Origin of the sequence: Pseudomonas sp. PDM03 (assembly GCF_014852385.1) — a bacterium.
GTDB lineage: Bacteria > Pseudomonadota > Gammaproteobacteria > Pseudomonadales > Pseudomonadaceae > Aquipseudomonas > Aquipseudomonas migulae.
Genome location: NZ_JACVBM010000010.1, coordinates 38,769 through 64,277, shown reverse-complemented (window position 1 = coordinate 64,277; position 25,509 = coordinate 38,769). Strand labels below are relative to the sequence as shown.

19 protein-coding genes and 3 pseudogenes are annotated in these 25,509 nt (G+C 51.8%); 17 read left to right on the top strand and 5 right to left on the bottom strand.

Annotated features, from left to right (window positions below):
- Nucleotides 1-45: 45 nt before the first annotated feature.
- From IB254_RS15885 to IB254_RS15845, 11 genes and pseudogenes are all read left to right on the top strand, one after another.
- Nucleotides 46-1,221: an efflux RND transporter periplasmic adaptor subunit gene (locus IB254_RS15885; RefSeq protein ID WP_192418014.1), complete on the top strand. Its 1,176-nt coding sequence runs from the start codon at nt 46-48 to the stop codon at nt 1,219-1,221.
- A complete protein-coding gene (locus IB254_RS15880; RefSeq protein WP_192418013.1) occupies nt 1,218-4,424 on the top strand; it encodes an efflux RND transporter permease subunit in 3,207 nt (1,068 codons plus the stop codon). The genes IB254_RS15885 and IB254_RS15880 overlap by 4 nt, the downstream gene beginning before the upstream one ends.
- Nucleotides 4,421-5,950, top strand: a complete 1,530-nt coding sequence (locus IB254_RS15875; protein ID WP_192418012.1) for an efflux transporter outer membrane subunit — start codon at nt 4,421-4,423, stop codon at nt 5,948-5,950. Before IB254_RS15880 ends, IB254_RS15875 begins: the two co-directional genes overlap by 4 nt.
- A 98-nt stretch (nt 5,951-6,048) precedes the next feature.
- The gene (locus tag IB254_RS15870; RefSeq protein ID WP_192418011.1) at nt 6,049-7,137 is read left to right on the top strand and encodes an NADH:flavin oxidoreductase; all 1,089 of its coding nucleotides are present in this window, start codon (nt 6,049-6,051) and stop codon (nt 7,135-7,137) included.
- A 180-nt stretch (nt 7,138-7,317) separates the two neighbouring features.
- Nucleotides 7,318-8,139 (top strand): annotated as a pseudogene (locus IB254_RS29895) (cache domain-containing protein); the annotation flags it as partial.
- 36 nt (nt 8,140-8,175) lie between these two features.
- Nucleotides 8,176-8,997, top strand: a complete 822-nt coding sequence (locus IB254_RS29890) for a methyl-accepting chemotaxis protein (protein ID WP_412548224.1) — start codon at nt 8,176-8,178, stop codon at nt 8,995-8,997.
- A gap of 94 nt (nt 8,998-9,091) precedes the next feature.
- The gene (locus IB254_RS29885; RefSeq protein WP_192418009.1) at nt 9,092-9,397 is read left to right on the top strand and encodes an antibiotic biosynthesis monooxygenase family protein; all 306 of its coding nucleotides are present in this window, start codon (nt 9,092-9,094) and stop codon (nt 9,395-9,397) included.
- Complete coding sequence (locus IB254_RS15855) at nt 9,397-9,747, top strand: LysR family transcriptional regulator (protein ID WP_192418008.1); 351 nt, start codon at nt 9,397-9,399, stop codon at nt 9,745-9,747. Before IB254_RS29885 ends, IB254_RS15855 begins: the two co-directional genes overlap by 1 nt.
- A gap of 6 nt (nt 9,748-9,753) precedes the next feature.
- Nucleotides 9,754-10,527 (top strand): annotated as a pseudogene (locus IB254_RS29880) (MCP four helix bundle domain-containing protein); the annotation flags it as partial.
- Nucleotides 10,528-10,692: 165 nt separating this feature from the next.
- A pseudogene (locus IB254_RS29875) lies at nt 10,693-11,385 on the top strand (methyl-accepting chemotaxis protein); the annotation flags it as partial.
- 33 nt (nt 11,386-11,418) lie between these two features.
- Nucleotides 11,419-12,330: a LysR family transcriptional regulator gene (locus tag IB254_RS15845; protein WP_192418007.1), complete on the top strand. Its 912-nt coding sequence runs from the start codon at nt 11,419-11,421 to the stop codon at nt 12,328-12,330.
- Nucleotides 12,331-12,389: 59 nt separating this feature from the next.
- On the opposite strand, the gene gstA is transcribed toward IB254_RS15845, so the two are convergent.
- The 3 genes from gstA to IB254_RS15830 all read right to left on the bottom strand — a co-directional run bounded on the left by gstA (nt 12,390) and on the right by IB254_RS15830 (nt 15,162).
- Nucleotides 12,390-12,992 carry a glutathione transferase GstA gene (gstA, locus tag IB254_RS15840; protein WP_192418006.1) on the bottom strand — a complete coding sequence of 201 codons (603 nt, stop codon included), beginning with the start codon at nt 12,990-12,992 and terminating at the stop codon, nt 12,390-12,392.
- Nucleotides 12,993-13,004: 12 nt separating this feature from the next.
- A complete protein-coding gene (gene yghU, locus IB254_RS15835; protein WP_192418005.1) occupies nt 13,005-13,874 on the bottom strand; it encodes a glutathione-dependent disulfide-bond oxidoreductase in 870 nt (289 codons plus the stop codon).
- Between the two features lie 265 nt (nt 13,875-14,139).
- Complete coding sequence (locus tag IB254_RS15830; protein ID WP_192418004.1) at nt 14,140-15,162, bottom strand: SMP-30/gluconolactonase/LRE family protein; 1,023 nt, start codon at nt 15,160-15,162, stop codon at nt 14,140-14,142.
- Nucleotides 15,163-15,413: 251 nt separating this feature from the next.
- Here IB254_RS15830 and IB254_RS15825 point away from each other — a divergent pair, with 251 nt between their 5' ends.
- On the top strand, nt 15,414-16,328 hold the full coding sequence (locus IB254_RS15825; protein ID WP_192418003.1) for a LysR family transcriptional regulator: 915 nt from the start codon (nt 15,414-15,416) through the stop codon (nt 16,326-16,328).
- Between the two features lie 232 nt (nt 16,329-16,560).
- Here IB254_RS15825 and IB254_RS15820 read toward each other — a convergent pair whose 3' ends face one another.
- A complete protein-coding gene (locus IB254_RS15820) occupies nt 16,561-17,319 on the bottom strand; it encodes an SDR family oxidoreductase (RefSeq protein WP_192418002.1) in 759 nt (252 codons plus the stop codon).
- Between the two features lie 37 nt (nt 17,320-17,356).
- A complete protein-coding gene (locus tag IB254_RS15815; RefSeq protein WP_192418001.1) occupies nt 17,357-18,346 on the bottom strand; it encodes a VOC family protein in 990 nt (329 codons plus the stop codon).
- A gap of 389 nt (nt 18,347-18,735) precedes the next feature.
- Between IB254_RS15815 and IB254_RS15810 the strand changes: the two genes are divergently transcribed.
- The 5 genes from IB254_RS15810 (at nt 18,736) to IB254_RS15790 (ending at nt 25,494) form a co-directional block, all read left to right on the top strand.
- Nucleotides 18,736-19,869, top strand: a complete 1,134-nt coding sequence (locus IB254_RS15810; RefSeq protein ID WP_192418000.1) for an FAD-dependent monooxygenase — start codon at nt 18,736-18,738, stop codon at nt 19,867-19,869.
- Between the two features lie 202 nt (nt 19,870-20,071).
- Complete coding sequence (locus tag IB254_RS15805; RefSeq protein WP_192417999.1) at nt 20,072-21,232, top strand: alpha/beta hydrolase family protein; 1,161 nt, start codon at nt 20,072-20,074, stop codon at nt 21,230-21,232.
- Nucleotides 21,233-21,298: 66 nt separating this feature from the next.
- Complete coding sequence (locus IB254_RS15800) at nt 21,299-22,234, top strand: 3-keto-5-aminohexanoate cleavage protein (protein WP_192417998.1); 936 nt, start codon at nt 21,299-21,301, stop codon at nt 22,232-22,234.
- 243 nt (nt 22,235-22,477) lie between these two features.
- Nucleotides 22,478-24,106, top strand: coding sequence for a DUF1302 domain-containing protein (locus IB254_RS15795; protein WP_192417997.1), 1,629 nt, complete (start codon nt 22,478-22,480; stop codon nt 24,104-24,106).
- Nucleotides 24,107-24,141: 35 nt separating this feature from the next.
- A complete protein-coding gene (locus IB254_RS15790) occupies nt 24,142-25,494 on the top strand; it encodes a DUF1329 domain-containing protein (RefSeq protein ID WP_192417996.1) in 1,353 nt (450 codons plus the stop codon).
- Nucleotides 25,495-25,509: the final 15 nt, after the last annotated feature.

The window sequence follows — 25,509 nt, the reverse complement described above, 5'->3', positions numbered from 1 at the left end:
AGCGTGCTCAGACTCCAAGCTATCCAACTTGGCTAGGCACATCACATGAATCCCTTTAAGAAACATCATCTAGCGGTCCTGACGGTTGCCATCGCAGTGATTGGCGGTGGGAGTGTCCTCTTGAATAATGGTTCGCAGGTACGCGCAGAAGCAGCTGCGGCACTGCCGACCGTGAAGTACCAACCAGCACTGCAACGCGCGGTGTCGGACTCGCAGGATTACACCGGTCGCCTCGAAGCGGTGGACGTCGTAGACGTACGACCGAAAGTGCCGGGAACTTTGCTGACCGTGCATTTCAAGGCCGGTCAGCATGTTCGTCAGGGCGAGCTTCTTTTCACCATTGACCCGGCGCCGCTTGAGACCCAGGTGCGTCAGGCGCAGGCGAACCTATCCGTTACTGAAGAGCGCAAACGGCTTACTGAACTCGAGCAGGCTCGTGGGAAAAGGCTGATGGAGTCGAACTCAATCGCGCGCAGAGAGTTTGACGTGCTCGACAATGCGGCCCGAGAGGCAGCGGCATCTTTGAAAGGCGCGCAGGCTGCATTGGCTGAGGCTCAGTTACAGCTCAGCTACACGCAAGTGAAGGCGCCGATTGCAGGGCGTATCTCGCGCGCGGAAATCACGGCGGGCAACGTAGTGCGGGCAGGTGGGGATGCGACACCACTCACCCGAATTGTTTCTGACGACAAGCTCTACGCGTCTTTCAACGTGGACGAGCAGAGCTACCTGCGAATCATCGCACCCTCGCTGCAGGCCGGTGCGCAACCGGTGATCAAAGTTGGTCTTGCTAACGATAACGCCTTCCCCTATGCGGCCATCATCGAGGCGATCGATAACCAGATGGATACTCGCTCGGGAACAGTGCGAGTTCGCGCCAGGATTGACCGTGTGAGCCCCGAAATGCTCCCGGGTCTCCAGGCAAGAGTTCGTCTTCAGGGTGGGAAGCCGTACAACGCCGTGATGGTCGACGATGCCGTCGTGGGCACCGACCAGGACCGCAAGTACGTGCTGATCGTGAACGCTCAGAACAAGGTCGAACGGCGTTTCGTCGAGCTCGGCGTTCTCCAGGGAAAAGAACGGGTTCTGCGCAGCGGAGTTGAAGCGGGTGCCAGAATCATTGTGGACGGTGCATTCCGAGCTCCACCGGGTTCCGAGGTGTCTGCGGTCGCCGCCGACGTTCAGAAGGAGCCTGCCAGTGCCTCCAACGGAGGCCGGTCGTGAACATCTCCAAATTCTTCATCGATCGCCCGATCTTTGCGTGTGTGCTATCGGCGCTTATCCTGCTTGCGGGGATCGTCTCGGCGTTCAATATGCCGGTGTCGGAATACCCGCAGGTCATTCCTCCCTCTGTTGTGGTGCATGCTCAATACCCGGGCGCGAACGCCAAGACCATCGCGGAAACAGTTGCGGCACCACTGGAGCAGTCCATTAACGGCGTGCAAGACATGCTGTACATGGATTCGAAAGCCAGCGGTGACGGGCACCTGTATCTGACGGTGACTTTCAAGCTTGGAACCGATCCCGATAAAGCTCAACAGTTCGTGCAGACGCGTGTCTCCCAGGCTCAAGCGCGACTTCCAGAGGATGTTCAACGGCTGGGCGTTACAGCTATTAAGAACTCGCCCATCATCACCATTGCCGTACACATGGTTTCGCCGAATGGCACCTACGACAATAACTACGTGAGCAACTACGCCATCCTCCACGTGAAGGATCGTTTGGCAAGAATTGCAGGCGTTGGTGAAGTGTCGATCTGGGGGCCTGGTGGTTATGCCATGCGTGTGTGGCTGAACCCGGCCGCGCTGGCTGAGCGTGGTCTTAGCGCCAACGATGTTGCCGACGCTATTCGTCGTCAAAACATTCAGGCTGCAGTCGGTACCATCGGCAGCGCACCTACGCCTTCGGACACTGCATTCCAGCTTAACGTCAACGCCGATGGGCGACTCAAAACCCCTGAAGAGTTCAAAAGCATTGTCATCAAGTCCGATGCTCGAGGGGCAATTACTCGACTGGGAGATGTTGCCCGCGTAGAGCTCGGCGCCGAGGATTACGGCATCCGCGCAACACTGGACAACGCACCTGCGGTCGCGGTGACCGTGCAAGAAGCTCCCGGAGCCAACTCGCTAGAAATTTCTCGCGAAGTGCATCGGGTCATGAAGGAGCTCGAAAAGGACTTTCCACAAGACCTCATCTACCGAGTTGTCTATGAGCCGAGCCGTGCGGTTCAGAGTGGTATCGATGCTGTTATCGAAACGCTCTTGGAGTCCGTGGCGCTGGTGGTGCTGGTCGTATTTCTGTTCCTGCAGACATGGCGCGCGTCGATTATCCCTTTGCTGGCGGTACCGATCTCGATCATCGGCACGTTTACCTTCCTACTGCTGGCAGGGTACTCCATCAACACGCTTTCGCTATTCGGCCTGGTGGTAGCGATCGGCATTGTGGTCGACGATGCCATCGTGGTAGTCGAGAACGTGGAGCGAAACATCGCGCGCGGGCTGAATCCCCGTGAGGCGACGTATCAGGCGATGCGGGAGGTTAGTGGCCCTATCATTGCCATCGCTCTTACGCTGTCCGCTGTCTTCCTGCCGCTGGCCTTCCTCAGTGGCTTGACCGGGGAGTTCTACAAACAGTTCGCGGTCACCATCGCCATTTCCACACTGATCTCTGCCGTCAACTCGCTGACATTGTCTCCAGCACTCTCGGCTTTGCTGTTGAAGGGACATGGCGAGGCTCCTGATGCCGTGACCCGTGTGACGCAAAAGCTGTTTGGCCGCTTCTTCGGACGCTTCAATCGGACGTTTGATCGTGCATCCGTTGGATACGGAGGCAGCATTGGTGGTCTGGTCAAGCATAAGGGCGCAATGCTCGTGGTGTACGCGGGACTGCTATGCGCTACCTGGTGGCTCACCGGTCATGTTCCAGGTGGTTTTGTGCCTGCACAGGACAAAGAATACCTGGTTAGCCTCGCTCAGTTGCCGGAGGGATCGACACTGGATCGCACCGAAGCAACCATGAACCTGATGAACGAGATCGCGCTCAAGCATCCTGCGGTCATGGGGACGTCGGCCTACAGCGGCCTTTCGATCAACGCCGTGACGAAAAGCTCCAGCACTGCGCTGAGCTTCGTCCTGCTCAAGCCGTTCAAAGATCGCCAAGGTATCAGCGCAAATCAGGTGGCGGCCGATCTTGCCCGTGAATTCAGCACCATCGGTAACGCTTTCACCGGCATTTTTCCACCTCCGCCGGTTTATGGTCTGGGAACACTTGGGGGCTTCAAACTACAGATCGAAGATCGATCGGACCTCGGCTATGAAGAGCTCTACAAAGCGACTCAGGCTTTCATAAAAAAAGCATCCGAAGCGCCAGAACTCGGTCCGCTGTTTTCAACCTACACGGTAAACGTTCCTCAGCTGAAGATTGACATCGACCGTGCGAAAGCGCTGCAGCTCGGCGTGGACACGCCGGCGATATTCGACACGTTGCAAGCCTTCCTTGGCTCGTACTACGTCAATGACTTCAACTTCCTGGGGCGTGTCTATCAAGTACGCATGCAGGCCGACAATCAATTCCGCTCCAAACCGGATGACATTGGGCAACTGCACGTACGCAGCGAGTCAGGGCAAATGATTCCGCTTGCCTCGGTGGCGAAGGTGTCTCAGACCTATGGTCCGGATCAAGTCGTTCGATACAACGGTTTTACCGCTGCTGACATTGGCGGAAGTCCGGCTCCAGGCTACTCATCGGACCAGGCCATGGCCGCGATCCAAAGGATCGCCACTGAAACGTTGCCAGCGGGCATGACCTATGAATGGACCGACCTGACGTATCAACAAATTATTGCAGGTAACACCGCGATCTGGATTCTTCCGCTCTGCGTGCTCCTTGTGTTCTTCGTTTTGGCCGCCCAGTACGAAAGCCTGACGTTGCCGCTGGCCATCATCCTGATCATCCCGATGAGCATCTTCTCCGCATTGCTCGGGGTGTGGCTCACAAAGGGCGACAACAACATCTTCACGCAAATCGGTCTCATCGTGCTGGTGGGTCTGGCGTCGAAAAACGCCATCCTGATTGTCGAGTTTGCCCGTGAGCTGGAGATGGCCGGGATGTCCACGGTGAAGGCAGTGATCGAAGCCTGTCGTCTGCGTCTGCGGCCGATCCTGATGACTTCAATGGCCTTCATCATGGGCGTCATTCCTCTCGTTCTGTCCACAGGGGCAGGTGCAGAGATGCGCCAGGCGATGGGTATTTCGGTGTTCTTCGGAATGATTGGCGTCACGCTGTTCGGTCTGTTCCTCACACCGCTGTTTTACGTGGTCGTGCGGGCGCTTGGCGGCAGCAAACCCTTGCGCTCTGCAGCGCATCACGAAGCCCCGGCCCTCGTCCCTCATCATCTTGAACAGAAGCAGCCGGAGAGTCTGGTATGAGCAACCGAAACCACGCACGCCTGCCAGGGGCACGGGTAAACAGAAGTGCAATTGCACTCGCAGTCGGTGTGTCGCTTCTGTCGGCGTGCTCGATGACGCCCGTCGAGAACAGACCGGACATCGATGTGCCAGCGAATTATGCGGAGTACGATCACCGGGCATTTGTAGCATTGAAGTCCACCGAAGAACCTGGGCGCTGGCAGCCAGCTGAACCTGCGGACCAGCAAAAACCTTCTCCGTGGTGGAAGGTACTGGGCGACTCGACGCTGGAGCAACTGGAAGAGGAGGCCCTTGTAGCCAATCCCGATGTCACCATCGCAATGGCGCGGCTCAAGCAATCCCGGGCCCTCACTGCTCGAAGCCAGGCGGCCCGTTTCCCGGACGTTGACCTCGGTTTCGGCCCAACTCGTCAGCGCACTTCAGGTGCAGCTGACGGGTACGGGGATGGCGCACCCGGAACCACTCAAACACTATGGCGGGCGCAGGCAACCGTTGCCTACGAAGTAGACCTTTTTGGTCGTGTCTCGGCTGGGGTCGCAGCCGCTCAGGCTGATGCGGATCAGCAGCAAGCATTGGCCCACCAGATGTTGCTGCTTGTTCAGGCCGACGTCGCCAGAACCTACTTCAGCCTCCGTCAACTGGAGGGCGAACATCGCCTGCTACGGGAAACCGTGAAGCTTCGCGAAGACACCGAGACACTGCTGCAGCGAAGGCTGAATGACGGCGACGTGGCCAGCTATGTTGTCGATCAGGCAAAAACAGAACTGTTCTCTGCCCGGGCTGAACAATTAGCAGTCGAACGCCAGTACGCACTGACGGCGCACGCGTTGGCGACGTTGCTGGGCAAGCCTCCGGCGTCGTTTACGCTTGAGCCAAAACCCCTGGAAAACGTCACCGTTCAGATTCCGCCAGGTATCCCATCGACGTTGCTTGAGCGTCGGCCGGACATCGCAGCCGCAGAGCGAGCCATGGCCGCCGAGAACGCCAGGATCGGCGTGGCGAAGGCTGCCTTTTTTCCTTCGCTCTCGCTGACCGGGGCTGTGGGCTATGAGTCGACGGATCTGGGAAACCTGACCAATTGGTCGCAGCGAACATTCCTCCTAGGTCCTTTGGTAGGAACGGCCTTGAGCCTACCTATCTTTGATGGCGGAAGACGCGAGGCCGACATTGATCGCGCCCGCGCCCTTTATGACGAGCGGGTCGGTGAATATCGCAAAACGGTACTCCAAGCCTTCCGCGAGGTTGAGGACTCATTGGTGTCCATCAGGACACTCGACGAGCGAATCGGCCATCAACGCGGTGGAGAAGAAGCATCGTCGCGTGTCGCACGGTCTGCGCAGCAAAGATTCGATGAGGGCGATGTCGACTATCTCGTGGTGGTTGATGCGCAGCGCACCCTACTGCGCAGTCAGCAATCGCTTATCCAGTCAGAAGGCGAGCGTGCTCGAGCGACCGTAGATCTGGTGCGCGCACTCGGCGGCGGCTGGCAAGTCGGCGACGCTGAGAAGTCCGGGACGAAAGGCTGATAGGGAAGGGGGCGAAGGGCCATTCGAACTTGTCTGGCCTTTACCCAACCCTACCGGTCGATCTTGGTAAGACACACTTGGCAGTTGGAGATTTTTACATGTCCGTCTCAGATTTATTCAAACCGCTCACTCTCTTGCATGGTCCAGCAATGCGAAACCGTTTCATGCTGGCCCCGCTTACCAATCAACAGAGTGGGCGTGACGGTTTCGCGTCTGAATTCGATCAGGAATGGATCAGACAGGTTGCGCAAGGGGGTTACGCATTGATGCAAACCTGCGCCACGCACGTCGAGGAAACGGGTATTGGATTTGACCGACAGTTGGGCATCTTCAGCGACGCTCATTTGCCAGGTTTGACGCAGATGGCCACTTCGATCCGCGAAGGTGGTGGTCTCTCTGCGGTGCAATTGCACCATGCGGGACATCGTGCAAATCCGTTGTTGGGAGGCGTTCCAGCGCCTGCTTCCGATTACACCGTGCCGGGTGTCAGAGCGCTGCCGACTGAAGAAGTAGAACGCATTCGCGATAGCTTTATTACCGGCGCCAAAAGAGCAGAACTGGCAGGGTTTGATGGTGTTGCAGTGCATGGTGCTTTCGGGTGGATCCTGTCGGAGTTCATGTCCCCGCAATTCAACGACCGGACCGATAAATACGGCGGTAGTATCGAGAATCGCGCCCGCCTCACGCTCGAGGTCATCGAGGGTATTCGGCGCGAATGTGGCCCTGAATTTCAAATCGGCTGGCGTTTGTCGGTCGAGCGCTACGGGCTGCGTCTGGAGGAATTGCGCGATATTACTGCAGACATACTTGATCGAGAGTTGATCGACTATCTGGACCTGGCCCTTTGGGACTCCGCTCAGATCGTGCAAGACGGTACGTTCAAAGGACAGAGCATGCTGAGTGTTTTCACAGAGCTTCCACGCAGAGGTGTAAGGATAGGAACAGCAGGCAAGATCATGAGCGCCCAACGCGCCGGGCAATTAATGGATGAAGGATGCGACTTTGTGTTGATTGGTCGGGCCGGCATTCTTCAGCGCGACTTCCCTCTTCAAGTAGAGGCAGACCCCTTCTACGACAGTCCAAAACTTCCAGTGACGGCTGACTATTTGCGCAAGGGTGGGTTGAGCGAGCGATTCATCAATCATATGCGCGGATGGCAGAGCTTTGTTCAACGTGGAAGTTTGTGAGATCCAGGGCGTAAGCAACGTTGCTCGGAATTAAACGACGGGCACTGGATAAATGTCTGGTGTCCACTCTATTGATCAATAAGCGCTTTTAAGGGTTGGTTGAGTAATTCAGTTTTTATCATCTAAAAATATTAACATAAGAAAAAAACGATGGTTTTATCCTATTAAGGGGAGGGCGCTGTGTTTCTAAAATTTCGCAGTAAAGTCATATTGCTTGCCGTTATTCCAAGCCTTTCTTTGGCACTGGTCATCAGCGGAATAATTTGGTTTGTATTGCAAAGTCTGGCTGCAGAAGAGGTCGAGCAGGCTAGGGAATTGCTTCTGGAAGAGCGCAAACTTGCCCTCAAGAATTATCAGCAAATCGCAGAGGCGGCTATCAAGCCAATTTACGATGCCTCTGAGCAGGGGGATATGGAGGCTCGCAAACAAGCCATTGCCATTCTCAAGACTCTTCAATTCGACAAAGCGAGCTACTTCGCTGGGTATACGTCCGGCAGCGTGCGTGTTTTTTGGTCTGATAAGGACCAGGATATAGGGAAGGATTTTTCGGACGTCAAGGATGCCAACGGGATCTATGTGATTCGCGGCCTGGTCGCAGCCAGTAAATCAGGGCCAGCATTTTTTAGCTACGACTGGCCAACGCCGGGCAGTGACAAGCCAGTTCCAAAGATCGGTTATTACCACTACCTTCCTAAATGGGACCTGTCGTTTGGCACTCAAGTCAATCTGGATGACGTAGAAGAACGTGTACAGGTCATTGCGACATCGATGCAGACACGATTGGGTGCTTCTGCCGCAATGATCGTAACTGTGGTGGCGTTGCTGCTGCTCATCGTTGCAGTCGTAGCTGCTGTCCTGGGTAATGGTCTGGTTAAACCTATCCTAGCAATCAAGCAGAATCTCGATGATATAGCGGCCGGAGACGGAGATCTCACACGCCGTCTACCCGACGGAAACGACGATGAACTAGGAGCACTGTCGAAGTCGTTTAATCGATTTGTCGAAAAAATTCGTGGACTGGTCCGACAGATCTCCGAGATGACAGATCAATTGGCACTGTTGGTCGACAATGTATCTGTGCAGGCCTCTCGTTCCGAAAAAGCAATGACTGGGCAGCGACTTGAGACCGATCAGGTTGCCACTGCCATTCACGAAATGTCCGCGGCAGCTCATCAGGTTTCTGCCAGCGCGCAAAGTGCCTCGCAGGCTGCCCGCGAAGGCTCCGATGTGAGCAGCGAAGCCAAGTCTGTAGTGAACAAGAGCATCGCCAGCATTCATGAACTGATTTCGGATGTTAACCAAACGAGTGCTTCGCTCGATAACCTCCGTTCAGATGTTCATTCGATCGCGAGCGTTGTGGACGTTATCCGATCAATTGCTGAACAGACGAACCTACTGGCGCTCAATGCTGCAATTGAGGCAGCGAGAGCCGGAGATGCTGGCCGTGGATTTGCTGTAGTGGCAGATGAAGTACGAGCGCTTGCCAGTCGTACCCAACAAAGCACCGTAGAGATCAACGAGATGATCAGTTCATTGCAGCGCGGCGCCGAAGAAGCGGTGGTTGCCATGGAGCGTTCCAGTGAGTCCGGCAAGATCACTGGGAAGCTGGCCAATCAGGCCGGAGAGTCATTGGACTCGATTGCGCTATTGATCGAAACCATCAATGACATGAATGCGCAAATTGCCAGCGCTTCAGAAGAACAGACGTCGGTTGCCGAGGAAATCAATCGCAGCATGACCGCTATTGCCCACGCAGTGGATTCTGTAGCAGATGATGCGTTGGTCGGTGCGAACACAGCACAAAAACTTACGGAACTCGGCGAGCGACTAAGGATGCAGGTCAAGCAATTCAAGATTTGATGGATTTTTGAAGTGTGAAACCTTCCATACTTATATTCGGCGTTACAGTTTTGTCCTGAGACGCAGATTGAAGTAATTAAATAGGGGCACTGCCATGTTAATCAACGCTGTCAGCACTCTTGAAATCGAAATCACGGAGGGCAATGTAAGCGCGTTCAGATGCTGCGTTGTCAACTATATATCTAGATTTGAAAAGTTGCCCGGCTGCTTAGCATACGGGTTAACTAATAGTGCGTTGTATCCTAACCTTTGGTTACTTAGTGGCTATTGGGAAAACAAGGAAGCGATGCGAGCTCATTTTATCGCTTCAGAGTTCAACGCATTGATTTGGATGATTGGCAGGCGTTCACTGGGCGTTCGATTTGCCAGCTACTTTCCGCACACTGGCGGAGAAGCATGATGCCAATTGATCAAACGATCTTCCACAAGTTTGACCTCAATTCGTTAGTCACGTTTCTGGTGGTTTATCAGGAGAGAGGTGTATCCAAAGCGGCCAAAACGCTGAAAGTGACGCAACCTGCAGTCAGCAATGTGCTGAGCAAACTACGGGCAAGATTTAACGATCCGCTCTTCATCCCTTGTGGCCGAGTGGTGCGACCGACCCATAAGGCAGATCTGATCGCTGAAGTGCTGGGACCCGCGATGATCATCGTGCAAGCGCTCATCACTCAGGATGCGATAGACAAAGTAGCTGTATGCCCGACTACACAACAGATGAAAGCTGGAAATTTCAGCCTGACAGGAAAATAAATAAACATGTTTGCCAAGTATAAATTCTCAACGAAATTGCAGAGTGCTTTTTTTTTATGTGCCTGTATCACGCTGCTCGTTGGATCAATTGGAATTACGGGAGTTGGACGGTTAGCAGATGCGCTGTCGAAGACCTATTCTGAGGATCTGATAGCGGTCTCCAGCGTGGGAAATATTTTGAGCGGGGTGACGGCACACAATCGGGGGGTTTATCGCTTAATAAGCGCCAAGGCACTGAATGCTCCCGAGGCCGATATCCAAAGACTGCATAGCGAAATAACGAACAGCCTTGACACTGTAGAACGGACGTTGAGCGCTTCGCGCGACCTTCTCCAGGGCAAAGATAAAGATGTTTTCAAGAATATTGACGAGCGCTGGTCGAGCTATATCGCAACCTCTCGCAAAGCACTCGAGCATATCAATAATGGTGAAATCGAGATTGCACAGAAGCAGCTTGATAACGGGAACCTTCAAGTATTTCGAGAGCTGCGACAGTCTTTGCGAGAAATGGTGACTCACAATGACAAAGGGATTCAGGACGGCGCCAAACGGGCCATGGAGCTGCGTCAGACTGTTTTCTCTCAGTTAATCATCGGCATCGTTGCCGCCTTTTTATTTGCCTTGGGCACTGGCGTCATCATTACGCGCATGATCACCCGCCCTCTGGCCGAAGCTGTGGCAAGTGCCGAGCGTATTGCCAGTGGCGATCTCACGCATCCGATCTGCACTGAGCGCTCTGATGAGGCAGGCCGACTCCTGGCCGCGTTGAGCGACATGCAGATCAGTCTCAAGAATACATTGCTGGAAATTGCGAGCGCAGCGGATCAACTGGCTACATCCTCAGAAGAACTGAGTGCGGTCACCGATGAGAGTACACGTAGCCTGATCCGGCAAAATGATGAGATTCAACAAGCCGCGACTGCTGTCACTGAGATGACCAATGCTATAGAACACGTGGCTACAAATGCGGTCTCCACATCGGATGCCTCACGACACGCTACAGACGAGGCGGAGGATGGGCGCAACCAGGTTGAGCGGACAGTCGACGGCATTCATATCGTGCTAAGTGATATTCAGAGGTCATCCGAGACAGTTACTGATTTGGCTTCTCGTGTGCACAACATCAGTGGGGTTCTGGATGTTATCCGCAGCATCTCTGAACAGACCAATTTACTGGCGTTGAACGCCGCGATTGAGGCAGCGCGCGCTGGCGAGCAGGGGCGAGGATTTGCAGTGGTCGCCGATGAAGTTCGTGCGCTGGCTCATCGAACGCAAGCGTCAACAGTCGAGATTGAAACCATGATTGGCGCGGTGAAGACCGATGCCGACAGCGCGGTCGCCGCGATGGGCAAGAGTCTTGCGGTGGCAACGGCTACCCAGAATAAAGCGCGCCAGGCAGGCACCGCGCTCGAGCAAATCGCACGCAACGTTTATCAGATCAACGAACGTAACCTGGTGATTGCCTCCGCCTCCGAACAACAGGCGCAAGTCGCTCGCGAAGTCGACAAAAATCTACACAACATCCAACAGCTGTCTGAACAAACCACTGCCGGAGCGAACCAGACGGCAGGATCCAGTCGAGAACTGTCCCACCTTGCGGCCTCATTCAATATGATGGTTTCGAAATTCAAACTGTAAAAAGCTATTGGCTCCGCGCACTCAAGGAACAATATGAACAAATTCCAAGCAATGGAGGTGTTCGTCCAGGTGGTGGATACCGGCGGATTCAATCGTGCGGCTGAAAACCTGAAGCTTCCCAAGGCAACCGTCACCACCCTGATACAGTCGTTGGAAACTTCTCTATCGGTGAAGTTGTTGAACCGGACCACGCGCCACGTCAGTGTGACTTCCGATGGTGCTGTCTACTATGAGCGGTGCTTACAGATACTTTCAGACGTTCGCGATGCGGAGGATTCTTTAATACAAAGCCGCCGGAATCCATCGGGGCGTCTGCGCGTCGATGCTCCTACCGGCCTGGCCAGCGACGTGATCATTCCTGCTCTTCCTGACTTCTTCGCGTTGTACCCGGATATCCGATTGGAACTGGGTTGCAGCGATCGTCCGGTTGACCTGGTGGAAGAGGGCGTGGATTGTGCCATACGTGGTGGTCGCCGTTTGGCTGACTCACGGTTGATTGCGCGACGGGTTGGAACAATGAATTACGTCACTTGCGCCTCACCCGCATATCTGGAGCAACACGGGCGACCAACGCACCCCGACGATCTTGTGCATCATCGTTGTGTGAACTACTTCTCCTCCCGTGGGGGTAAACCATTTGATTGGTATTTCACGCGAGGCGACGAAAGTGTTCAGGTCGCGCTATCCAGTCACATTGCGCTTAGCGACAGTTATGCTTATACCTCCGCGGGCCTGTCAGGGCTGGGCATTGTGCAAATGGCCAATTTTCTGATGACACCCTTTATCGAGGACGGACGATTAATTCCAATACTGGAAGACTGGACCAATGAGCCCCTGCCGATTCATGTCGTATATCCACAGAACCGTCACCTTTCGGCCAAGGTTCGCGTGTTTGTAGAGTGGATCGCAGATTTGTTTTCCAATCATCCGACGATGCGCGAATAAAGACCTGCAAAACTCCACATTACAAATTGCCATGGAGCTTTGCAGGGGCGCTTATCTAATTAAAGCTGTTCGGCTGCCAAAGCATCGCGAACACTTGGCCGCGTCCCCATTCGTGCCATGAATTTCTGAATGGAGGTGTATTTGGATAGGTCAATATTCACTCTTGGTGCCCAAGTCAAAACATTATACAAGTAGGCATCCGCGATTGAAAATGTGTCGCCTAAAACATAATCGTTGTTAGTCAGGTGCTTTTCAATATAGTCAAAATGAGGACCCATATAGCCTTCCGCAAAGCGACTCTTCGACGCTCCATCCACAAACGACGAAAACATCACGCCCATGCCTTTATGCAAATCAGAAGCCACAAAGTTTAACCATTCCAGGGCCTTATAGCGCTCCCGGGTACCAAATTCAGGTAAAAGTCTACGCTCAGGGTTGCCATCTGCAATCCATTGCAAAATCACCGCCCCTTCAGTGAGGACGTCACCGTTCTTCAATTTTAAGGCAGGCACGTAGCCTTTTGGCGTTACCTCGTAGTAATTACCTTCAACAGTTGTTTTGGTGGCGAAGTCGACTTTGATAAGTTCAAACTTCTGCTCGGACTCGCGCAATGCGATTTGTGAAGCAAGACCGCAAGAGCCAGGCGCAAAATACAGTTTCACAGTACCTTCCTTCTATTTTATCAACGATTCAAAATCACGTGCATCATGACGCTCTCGCAAGAACTCGCCCGGAGCTCCAGAGGTGCGGTTAACGACTTTGCCGCGCGCAACTGCGGGTCGAGCGGCAATCGCGTGATACCAGCGCAGCAGATGCTTGTATTCCTCTACAGCAAGGAACTCGTGTGTGGCGTAAACACCGTAAAGACTGCCGGGGTACCACGGCCAAACAGCCATATCTGCGATCGTATATTCGTCCCCCGCTAGGAATTCATTCGATGCCAGGTGGGTATCCAGAACATGTAACTGTCGCTTGGTTTCCATGGCATAACGATCGATCGCGTATTCGATCTTGATCGGCGCGTAAGCATAGAAATGGCCCAGGCCGCCGCCAACGAAGGGAGCGGATCCCATTTGCCACATCAGCCAGTTGAAAGTCTCGGCTCGCGCTCTGGGGTTAGTGGGCAGGAACGCGCCGAACTGCTCCGCAAGGTAGACCAGGATCGAGCCGCTCTCGAAAACCCGAGTAACGGGATCCGTTGTATGGTCCACAAGCGCTGGAATCTTGGAGTTGGGGTTGATATTGACGAAGCCGCTGCCGAACTGGTCTCCCTCGAAAATATCTATCAGCCATGCATCGTATTCAGCGCCTGAATGCCCTGCCGCAAGTAGTTCCTCCAGCATGATCGTGATCTTCTGACCATTGGGCGTTCCCTGCGAGTAAAGCTGTAGGGGGTGCTTACCTACCGGCAGCTCTTGTACGAACCGGGAACCTGATACCGGACGATTGATGCTGGCAAATTGGCCGCCGTAGGTGGACTTCGGACTCCAGACCTTAGCTGGCATATAACCTGCTGGCTGGTTCTCATGAGAATTGTCTGACATCGATTACTCCTTAGGTCGGAGACATTCAGAATGTTTAAAACGCTGTATGCAATATCATAAAGCGACTTGAAGAAAGTTGACGTCGAAATACTATCGAGGCTTGGAAGATTGATATATAGCGACTGGGCGAATTCACAATTCACCAAATTGAATAATGTGGTGGTGTGATGAGTGTTTTGAAGAGTGGACTAAGAGGTTTGATGCGAAGAAAGGAGGGGGAGACCCTCCTTTTGCTTTTTAGACGACATTAATTCGATTAGTGCGATTACCAATGTACCATCGGAAGTCCGGCGACGGGCGACTTAAAGTAAGCTATGCGGTCGTGCCTCAGGCTGCCAACATATACTGTAGAAAGGTCAACTCCACCGAATGTGATACTCGTGAACCAAGGAGAAATTTTTCCGCCACACGCGAGCATCAACTCAGCATTAGCCTTGTCTTCATCAAACGCTGCGAGCAGCTTTTTACCTGCCTCGCTTCCTTTGTCATCATCCAGAATTATTTTAAGTTCGCCATCAGGAGTAATTGCGAAAATTCTATCGAGCATAATGTGAGTGCCCCACAGATTGCCGAAAGAATCGAAAGCTATTCCATCGATAAAACCACGATGGTTATCAGGGCCAAAGACTTGGCGATCGGTCAGAGAGCCATCGTCGAGTACACGCAACCTTGAAACTCGCATTGCGCAGGTCTCGGCAACGTATAACCACTCTTCATTTGCATCTAGTCTGATCTCATTTGTAAAATGAAATCCATCTGCAACGACTCTCAATTTTCCATTTTCGTATAAGGCAATATAGCCGTCGCAGACATTGGGACTCATCGCCTCCATCCAGTTTTTTGTGCGTGTGGAGATGGTCATCCAGATCCGGTCTTTACTATCTCTTAGAACGAAATTTACCTTTCCTATCGGTAGGCTGTCTATCGAGTCTGCGAGTAAACTGAACGCTCCGGAGCGACTCATTAGTTCCAGTCGATCAGTCCCAAAATTCGAAATAATGATGTCCCCGTTACGAGCGAAAGCCAAGCCGTTTGGCAGACTACCCGTGGTTAACCTGGACTCTTCATCGTCAGATGACACTATTGATTGTGTAGCTGCTTCGCTAGGCAAAATCAGCGCTTGCCTACCGTCAGGTTGAATGTGAACGACGCCGCCGCGAGCATCAGCAGTCCATAATGATCCGTCGCGCTCTGCCAAAATACATTCAGGTCTATGGAGGTTGTGACCGATATATTTGATGGCAGATGGATCTACTTTAAATCCTTCCAGTGGGTTTAATGGGCGCATGAGCAACTCCTATTTGGTTGTTATGAGGTTTAGCGCAATTCAACAGGTCGATTTGGTATTTCATCACTAGGATTTATAGCAATAATTTGACGCTGAGTTTTCGTCGCTATCTTTCTATCAATAATTGCTGATCCGCGGGCTTAAGAAATTGAAAATTGGCAAGATCAAGCGTACCCTTCAACCTGAATCGATATAAATGGATTCTGTGAATACCAGCAATTCATGCGAAAAATATAAAAAGAGGCACAGGCATGCGATTTAACCGACTTGATTTGAACCAACTTGTAGCGCTCGATGCATTGCTGCGTGAAAAAAGTGTTTCTAAAGCGGCAGAGCATGTTTTTTTAAGTCAGTCCGCTATGAGTAACTCACTGACGCGCCTTAGAGAGTATTTCCAGGATGAGCTTTTGGTTCCCGCGGGAAGAAAAATGGTGATTACATCTCTTGGAGAACGTCTCGCTCCGGAAGTGCAATCAATCCTTATCAGGATTCAGGCGGTTACCCAGCTACGCGAAAATTTCGATATTTATACTTCAACTATCGAAATCTCGCTCATCGTCTCTGATTATATTTGTAGTACATTTATGCCTGCTGTGGTTAAGGCTGTTGCACTCGAAGCGCCCCACGTTAAGATTAGAATGACACTACTAAATGGCACCTATCTTGAAAAACTGGACAGGGGAGAGGTTGATTTTTTAATCGTCCCTGACCACTTTTCCCATAAATCCCACCCGACTGAACCGCTTTTTGAAGACAGGTTTTGCTGCGTCGCTTGGAACGAAAATACAGAGCTGCAAGGTAAAGTCACCTTTGAGGATTATCAGAAGCTTGGGCATGTTGTGACGCAAATCGGTGATGGGCGCACTACGTTGTTTGAGGACTGGTTTTTAGAAAAGCATGGAGATGTACGCAGAATAGAAATTGTTTGCCCGTATTTTAGTCTTTTGCCAAGCTTGGTTGTCGGAACGAATCGTATTGCGACCGTGCACTATCAGTTGGCACATCTATATCGAACGACATTCCCAATCGCGATTTATGACCTTCCTGTAGAAACCCCCGTTTTTCGAGAGTTGATCCAGTATCATAAGTCTTTTGAGAGTGATCAGGTTTCGGTATGGTTTCGGGACCTGTTGCGTAGAGTCGCGAGTACTATAACTGAAAGGTAATGAGCATTTAATTTGGCGGCGATATCGACTTTTCCGAACATCACCATCATCGACGGTTGATCGCAAATGTCGGGAGGCTGTTTTTGTAGCGATGGAGCTTGCTCCCGTTCACAGCGCAGCAATCGAATGCCCGAATGACGCGTTTTCAGCAGTAAAACGCGTCGGCTGGTTTGGGTGGCTTCGTCACCAAACGGGAGCAAGTTCCCTCGATACAAAGGCGGGTTGTTGAGGGTCAGATCCGCAACCCGCCATCCATTTCCAGAATCCGCCCGGTGTAGTAATCGTTCCCGAAGATGTACGCCGCTGAATGGGCGATCTCTTCCGGTTTACCCATGCGCTTGAGCGGAATCCCCACGGTCATTTTCTCCAGCGCTTCGGGCTTCATACCCAGGGTCATCTCGGTTTCGATGAACCCCGGGGCAATGCCAGCCACACGAATACCGTAGCGTGCCAATTCCTTGGCCCAGGTCACAGTAGCAGCGGCGACACCGGCCTTGGCGGCGGAGTAGTTGGTCTGGCCGGCGTTGCCGGCACGGGAGATCGACGAGATATTAATGATCGCGCCGCTGTTGTTCAGCTCAATCATTTTGGCCGCGACTTCACGGGTGCACAGGAATACGCCGGTCAGGTTGACGTCGATGACCGACTGCCACTGGGCCAGGCTCATCTTAGTCATCTCGCCATCCTTGACCTTGATCAGCAGACCGTCGCGCAGAATCCCGGCGTTGTTGATCAGGCCATGGATCGCCCCGAAGTCCTCGGCAACCTGGGCGACCATGTGGGTCACTTGCTCTTCATTGGCGACGTTGCACAGGTAGGCGCGGGCTTCGATTCCCTTTGCCTTGCAAGCGGCGACGGTGTCGTCGAGCTTTTCCTGGTTCAGGTCCACCAGCGCCAGCTTCGCGCCTTTACCGGCGAAATACTCGGCCATGGAACGGCCTAAACCCTGGCAACCGCCAGTGATAATGATTACTTTGTCAGTTACTTGCATTCTCTTGCCTCATTAGCAGAATGAGCGAACTGGGGGATCAGCCTTTTGGTTTTACTTTTGGCACGCTATCTTCCAAGAATTTCACGACCCAGCCTGGTTCTTCTTGTAAAAATGGAGGCAGGTTGTGGACATAATGTGCGAAGCCAAAAATAGGTTCTTCCCAGTCTCGTGGAATCCAGTTGTCATCTACGTAATCAGCATCTGCACCATATTCAGCTTCACCACCGGCAGGACATGGCAGGTAATAAAATAAGCCCGAATCAATACGATGGCGACCTAGGCCAAAATGGGATTTTTCCCACCCCTTGCGCTCCATATAATTCGCACCGATCATCATTTCATCAATATCTTCTACGCCAAAGTTGGCATGGTGGAAACTAACGGCACCGTCGTTACCCGCGAATGGCAAACTGGCATTCAAGAAGAAAATGTTGTGATGATTATTGCAACCATCAGCGCGTGCGTAGATACCGAATGTACGTTGATAGTCGGATAGTCTGAAGCCAAGGCGCTCGCGCATGAATTCGAAAGTTTTTTCGAAATCGGCCACAGCGAATACGACATGCTGGAGGACCTTTGGACGTGCTCGCAAGCGCCATTTGCGATGTTGGTTCAGACGATTAATTCGTCCTGGAGAGTTCAAGGCATCAGGCGCAGTCAATACCGTCTTCTTCTGGTATAGCCGTAAAGCCATCGCCAGTCCACAGTCGGTCAAAAAGTGAACTGTTCCATCTACATCGATGGTTAGATCTCGATCCCTTGCTAGTCCCTTGGTAAGGACACTCAGCGAATCCTGAGTGTCTACCCCCCAAACAGTTTCCTGTACCCCGCACCCAACAAGTTTGGATTGTGGAAGCCGCGGATCCTCAATATGACGCAGAATTATCCGAGAGCCTTCCTCCAACTTGAATACAGAGGAGTGTTCATCCTGGGAGTATAGCGGCAAACCGAAATCGTCAAAAAAACGCGTTGACTCTTTTAAGTTTTCTACGCCATACACTAGTGACTCAATTCCAATAATTGGCATTATAATCATCCATATGATTGTTGTTTTTGTCAGTTTTTTTGCATTTGCATCGCACTTGGCGGGTGCGAGTGGTCGTGTTGACGTCTTGTTCGTCTCGATCACTCTGAACTAAATGCAGTTAGCACCAGACATTACCGTGGTAAGTCACGTTGTTGGAGTGGGTTTGATAAATACATCGGATTGATGAGATGGATGCCTGACTCGCTACCCATCATTCCTCGTTCCCCGCAGGTGCGCCGGCTTGCGCACGAGGTATTCATGAGATCCATCGGAGCCATTTATAAAAGCCACTTATCAGGATCCATCGCCATCGATAACTTGGCTGAACAAATACAAAAATCGATGGGTCCGGCACGCTTCGGCTCATCCTGATGTAGGGGTTCAGGCTCATGGGATGTATCAAAAAAGCTCTTATCGTCGGTGGCGGCATCGGTGGTCTGGCGGCTGCAGTTGCAATGCGTCAAAAAGGGGTCGAGGTCGACCTCGTGGAAATCAAGAAAGAGTGGACCGTTGTAGGGGTGGGTATCATTCAGCCTTCCAACGCTTTGCGTGCCCTTTCTCACATTGGCCTGGCGCAGCAATGCATCGAAAATGGATGGCCCTTTGAAGGTTGGCAATTGTTCGATAACAATGGGGTTCTTCTTGGCGAGGTTCCAACGCCGAAGGCTGAGAATTCTGATTGCCCTCCTAATAATGGGATTACACGACCTATTCTCCACAGTTTGCTATCCGAGGCTGCCATTGATCTCGGTGTGTCCATTCAGCTGGGAGCGTCGGTTGAGTCCATTGATCAGTCGGTTGAATCTGCGTTAGTTACTTTTACCGACGGTCGACAGGCCTCCTACGATCTGGTGGTTGGCGCAGATGGGGTTTACTCCAAGGTGCGCGATCTGGTATTTGGACACACTGAGCTTAAATTCGTTGGCCAGGCGGTTTGGCGGTTTATCACCGCTCGTCCGAAGGAAATGCGTTGGGGCGGCATCTACTACGGCAAAAATAATAAAGTCGGACTGGTCCCGCTCAGTGAAGAATTGATGTATTTGTTCCTGGTGACGTCAGAACCAGGTAATCCACGAAAACCCAATGATCAATTACACACATTATTGCGTGAGCAACTCAGCGATTATACGGGCCTGGTCGGTCGACTCGCTGAAGAGTTGAAGGACGCGTCACAGGTCGTTTACAAGCCAATTGAAGAGTTGTTTGTTGAAGGTTCCTGGTGCCGGGAACGCGTCGTGTTGATTGGGGATGCTGCCCATGCGTCCAGCCCACATCTTGCTGCAGGCGCGTCGATGGCACTTGAGGATGCGGTTCTGTTGGCGCAACTGGTGGATGAAAGCGAAGATCTCCAAGAGGCTCTAAAAGTTTACGACGAGCGACGTCAGCCCCGGTGTCGTAATGTCTCGGATGCCTGCGCAAAACTTGTGAAGACTGAACTTCAAGAGTGGGCTGGAGAGCCGCTTAGCCACGAGCCTGGCCAGGTTTTTGCTGGGGCCCTGCAAGATCTGGCGAGGCCTTATTAATTTTCGAACAAAAGTGATGATTCACAATTGTTATCGAAATCCATGGCGCGTCGATTAAACCGGTGCTAGCCATTCTTATTCATATGCCAAACCACAAACTGCTCCTGCCACCTATCAAGCAGATCCGTGGCGCGAGTTGGTTTGTGTGCAGTTTGATCATAGCGTCGGACAGTTTGCTCGCAAATATTTCTGGAGAGATAGGATGTTAGAGTACTTCCCAACCAATTATGTCTGGAATTTGGCAACGAATATTTCGTTGAACACAGGTGGCCATTTTGGCGAGGTTCATAATATATGCCACAGGCTCATTGAAGTTTCGAAGCAGGGTGATGATGAAAGCAGTGTCGCTTTCTACGAAGCCTGGAGTGAGCAGGCTAACACTTTGATTGAACTCGCTCTTGAAGACCTCGCCGCCGGTCATACATTAAGCGCCGCTGCGAAATACGGGCGTGCATCCAATTACTATTTAACCGCCGAACGCATGCTCTCACAACACTTCTCGCAGCGTGAGGAAGCCTATAAGCGTGGTATCGATTATTTCGTCAAGCAGATCAGCTTGGGCAATGAGAACTGCGAAACAGTAGAGGTTCCTTATCGTGGGACCAGTTTGCCCGCACTGTTCGTCAAGGCCGAAGGCGTAGATGGGCGTAAGGCCCCTGTTGTTGCGCTATTCAATGGGCTGGATAGCTTCAAGGAAATGATCTATGGCTCAGGTATCGCCCAACAACTGGCAAAGCGTGGCATTTCGAGCATTATTGTTGATCAACCTGGAGCGGGCGGTGCTATTCGCCTCAAAGGGCTGACTGCAGTGGTTGAAAGCGAGCATTGGGCCGGTGCCGTGGTCGATTATTTGGAAACCCGCCCCGAGGTTGACTCTGGAAAGATCGGCGTTACTGCATGGTCTTTAGGCGGTTACTACGCGCCCCGTGCAGCTGCCTTTGAGAAGCGCTTCAAGCTTTGTGTTGCATGGGGGGCTAACCACAATTGGGGCGAAGTACAGAAACAGCGTCAGGCTCGCGAGGGCGCCAATCCTGTACCGCACTATTGGGAGCACGTGAAGTGGGTCTGGGGAGAGGAGAGCACGGAGAGTTTCATGGCTATGGCGCCTCGTGTGACGTTGGAAGGCGTCGTGGACAAGATTACGGTGCCATTCCTGGTTCTACACGGCAGTAACGATCGTCAAATAAATATCAAGTACGCCCACCAATCTTACGAACAAGCTGTAAACAGCCCTTTGCGTGAGCTGAAAATTTTCACAGAGCGCGAAGGTGGCGTCGAACATTGTAGCGCCGACAATATGTCGAACGCTCGAGATTACATTGTCGATTGGATTAGTGATGTTTTCAAAGAATACGTTTCCTAAAGATATAAGTTAATAGACGGATGATTAAGTCTTTTTTTTCTGTTCTCTTTCACTATAGGAAAACTTATGAAAAATATTAAGGGTAAGGTAATCATCACCTGCGCTATTACAGGTGGTGTTCATACACCCAGCATGTCCGAGCACCTGCCTGTCACTGCGCGGCAAATCTCCAATGCTGCCATCGGCGCCGTGCAGGCTGGCGCATCAATCGTACATCTTCATGCCCGTGATCCTTTAAGCGGCCGACCTAGTCAAGACACTTCATTGTTTCGCGAGTTTGTAGGCACTATTAAAGAACAGTGCAACGGCATTATCAACATCACTACAGGTGGCGCGCCGACGATGGGCGTCGATGAGCGACTGCAGCCGGCGCTTCAACTCAAACCAGAATTGGCGTCCTTGAATATGGGATCGATGAATTTTGGGCTTTTCCCAATGCTGGGACGCTACAAAGAGTTCAAGCATGATTGGGAAGCGAAGTACTTGGAGAGCACTCGCGATACCGTGTTTCGGAACACTTTCAAAGACATCGAAAATATCCTGCAATCCTGTACGGATAATGGCACTCGTTTTGAGTTCGAGTGCTATGACACTGCTCATCTCTATAATCTCGCGCACTTTCTCGACCGCAAGCTTGTAACTCCGCCGCTATTTGTACAGACGGTATTTGGCATTCTTGGTGGCATCGGCCCGCATCCCGATGATGTTGCTCACATGAAACGAACCGCCGATCGTTTGTTTGGCGATGATTTCGTTTGGTCCGTTCTGGGTGCCGGGCGCGCGCAGATGCCTACGGCGGCCATTGCTGCGGCTAACGGAGGCAATGTCAGGGTTGGCCTGGAGGATTCCTTGTGGGATCAACAAGGCGTACTGGCTCGAGAAAACGCAGATCAGGTTCGCAGAGTCAGGAAGATCATCGAAGGCCTGGCGCTAGACGTAGCAACCCCTGACGAAGCCCGGGCACTGCTCGCCCTGAAAGGCGCGGATCAAGTGGGTTTCTAGCCAGGTTTTCGCTTCCTTGTGGCTTGAATGCGGCAGCGAATTCAGCGGCTGATGCATTCATGCCATCCATGCGTTCCATTGATGTAAACCGTTTAACGAATGGATGGCATGACTGTAGCGTAAGGGTCGTAGCGAGGGGAGAGGTTTAACAGGAAGTTAGAAGGCCAACATCGCAGATGTAGGACCTACGTCTAACACTCTGTAATGCAGTACTAATAAATAAAATAAAAATGGTATTTTCTCATGCGTATTGATAATAAAAGCCTGGCTCGTGCTGCCCAATTTTCATCATTGCTAATTTCTGTGCCATTGATGGCTCCCGTTGCATCGGCATTTCAATTTACGACCGACAACCCTGATGTTAAAGGTTATTGGGATAATACCGTAAAGTACAGCAGTGCCTACAGGTTGCATGGGCAAGATAGTTCATTGACGTCTGATGTGAATGCGGATGACGGGGACAGAAATTTTAATAAAGGGTTGGCGTCCAATCGATTCGACCTCTTCTCGGAGTTAGGAATGAGCTATCAACAGTTCGGCTTCCGGGTTACCGGGGCTGCCTGGTATGACAGCGTCTATAACAAAAGTAATGACAACAGTTCCACCACGGTCAATCATCTTGGTCAGAGCGACCATTTCGACAATGAGACAGAAGAGCTGGCTGGCCGTAAAGCTGAATTGCTCGACGCTTTCGTATATGGCAGCTCAGAAATTGCCGGTCATAACACATCTTTCCGCTTGGGTAAGCACACACTTTTGTGGGGACAAAGCCTGTTTTTCCCAACCAATGGTATTGCTTACGGACAAGCGCCGATTGACGCAGCGAAAGCGCTTTCGGTTCCAAACACCAGAGCGGCTGAACTGTTCAAACCGATCAACCAACTGTCGATGCAATTTCAGTTTTCCGATACGGTGAGCATGGCCGCGTTTTATCAACTGGATTGGGATAAAACCCGTTTAGCCCCTTCAGGTGGATTTTTTAGTACCTCTGATGTAGTCGGGGAAGGTAATAAACGGATCATTGTTGGCCAAAATCCGGTCATTGGCGATGCTGATGGAAACATTTCGCTCTATCGAGGTAAGTCGAAAGATGCCAGTAAATCGGGTCAGTTCGGCTTAGCGTTAAACTTCAACCCGGCTGAAGGTAATACCGAGTACGGGCTATATGCGATCCGTTTCAACAATCGACTTCCTCAAATCTATGCCTATCAAGGAAAGAATTTCCTTGGTCAGCCAGGGCAGGTGGGCGAATTCTCCGAGGTTTACTCCGAAGGCGTAAAAATGCTGGGCGCCAGCTTCAGTACCAGCGTCGGTGACGCCAGCTTCGGCGGGGAAGTTTCCACTCGCTACGACATGCCTCTGCGTAAGCTGGGGCCGGTATTCGTTGATGTTGATGACAACAGCCGTGATGCACATGCGCTTGGCCGTACTGTTCATGCACAGTTGTCCAGTATTTACCTGGTGCCTCGAACCCCATTGTGGGAGTCGGCGAGCTTCGTTGGCGAGTTGGCTTGGCACCGATTGTTGTCTGTTACAGATAATAAAGAACAGTTCGACTCCAAGGATTTCACCGACAGTGCTGTGGGTGCAAGGTTTGTTCTTGAGCCAAATTATTACCAAGCTGCGCCTGGATTGGATTTGTTTGTACCCATGGGTGTTGGTTACACACACGGTAAGTCTCCAATCGACCCTGCGTTCAACAATTATAATGCCGACGGTGGCGGCGACATGAGTATTGGTCTGCGAGCCGTTTACGACAATACGTGGAATGGTTTGCTTAATTACACTCACTTTTACGGCAGTGGCAACAGTTCCGATAATGCCTATCGGGATCGCGATTTCATTTCATTCTCTATACAGCGTGCATTCTAGTATTAATCACAAAAATAATAGTTGAGGAATATTCAATGAAGCTCTGTTCAGTAGGTGCTATCGGTTTAATTTTCTCATTCATTGGCACGGCACATGCCGCCGTTGCGCCACAAGAAGCGGCTCAACTGAATACAACGTTAACTCCCTTCGGCGGCGAACGTGCGGCGAGCCCGGACGGTAAAATTCCAGCCTGGACTGGAGGTTATACAACCCCAGACGCCAATTACAAATCAGGTGGGAAACGGAGCGATCCATTTGCGAACGAAAAACCTGTATATAGCATAACTGCGAAAAACTACCAGGATTACAAGGCGACCTTGACCGAGGGTCAGCAGGCGATGTTTGTTAAATATCCTGATTATCGAATCGATGTTTATCCAACTCACCGTACAGCTGCAGCACCTCAATGGGTGTACGACAATACGGCGCGCAATGCCATTGAAGCGAAGCTGATTAAAGATGGTTTCGCTGTCGAAGGCGCTTATGGTGGCATACCGTTTCCTATTCCGAAAAACGGAAATGAGGCGATGTGGAATCACATGCTTCGGTGGCAGGGCCAAAGTTTGACTTTTGAATTCAGTGCTTACAACGGCACTTCATCTGGCCGCACCGTGTTGACTTCCACGAACAGTAGCTATTATCAGTTTCCTTATTATCTGAAGGACGGGCGAGACAGTTTTAATGGCATCTATCGCCAACTGAAGCTCGTACCAACTGCACCACCGTTGCAAGCAGGGCAGTCGATCCTGGCTCTGGATCCTCTCGATCAAGTTGCTCAAGGCCGTCCTACATGGCAGTACCTGACTGGGCAACGCCGCACACGGAAGTTACCTAACGCAGCGTTCGATACGCCATCGTTTGTTACTTCCGGGCAGATGAATTTCGACGAAGTTTATATGTTTGAAGGACCGATGACCCGTTATAAGTGGAATTTGGTAGGTAAGAAAGAAATGCTCGTCCCTTATAACAACAACAAGGGGCTGTCGCCTACCAAAGATGCTGATGTTTTAGGCGCCAATTTCCTGAATCCGGATTACGTTCGGTGGGAGTTGCACCGCGTATGGGTGGTAGAAGCGGATCTCGCTCCTGGTATGAGGCACGTCATGCCCAAGCGTCGATTCTATCTCGACGAAGACACCTGGCAGGCTGTGTTGTCTGATAGCTGGGATGCGAATGGAAAAATCTGGAAGACTGGCTACATGCATAGTTTAGTCATCCCTGATCTTCCTGGGACAATTAACGGCAGCTTTGGTGTTTACGATTTGCAAAGCGGCAGTTGGTTTGCGAACAACATCATGAGTGGGCATCAGGATCAAATCACACTTCGTGCTCCTTGGCCTAACTCGTTTTTTACAGCTGACTCGCTGTCGAGTGAAGGCGTTCGTTAATTATTTTGCGATCAG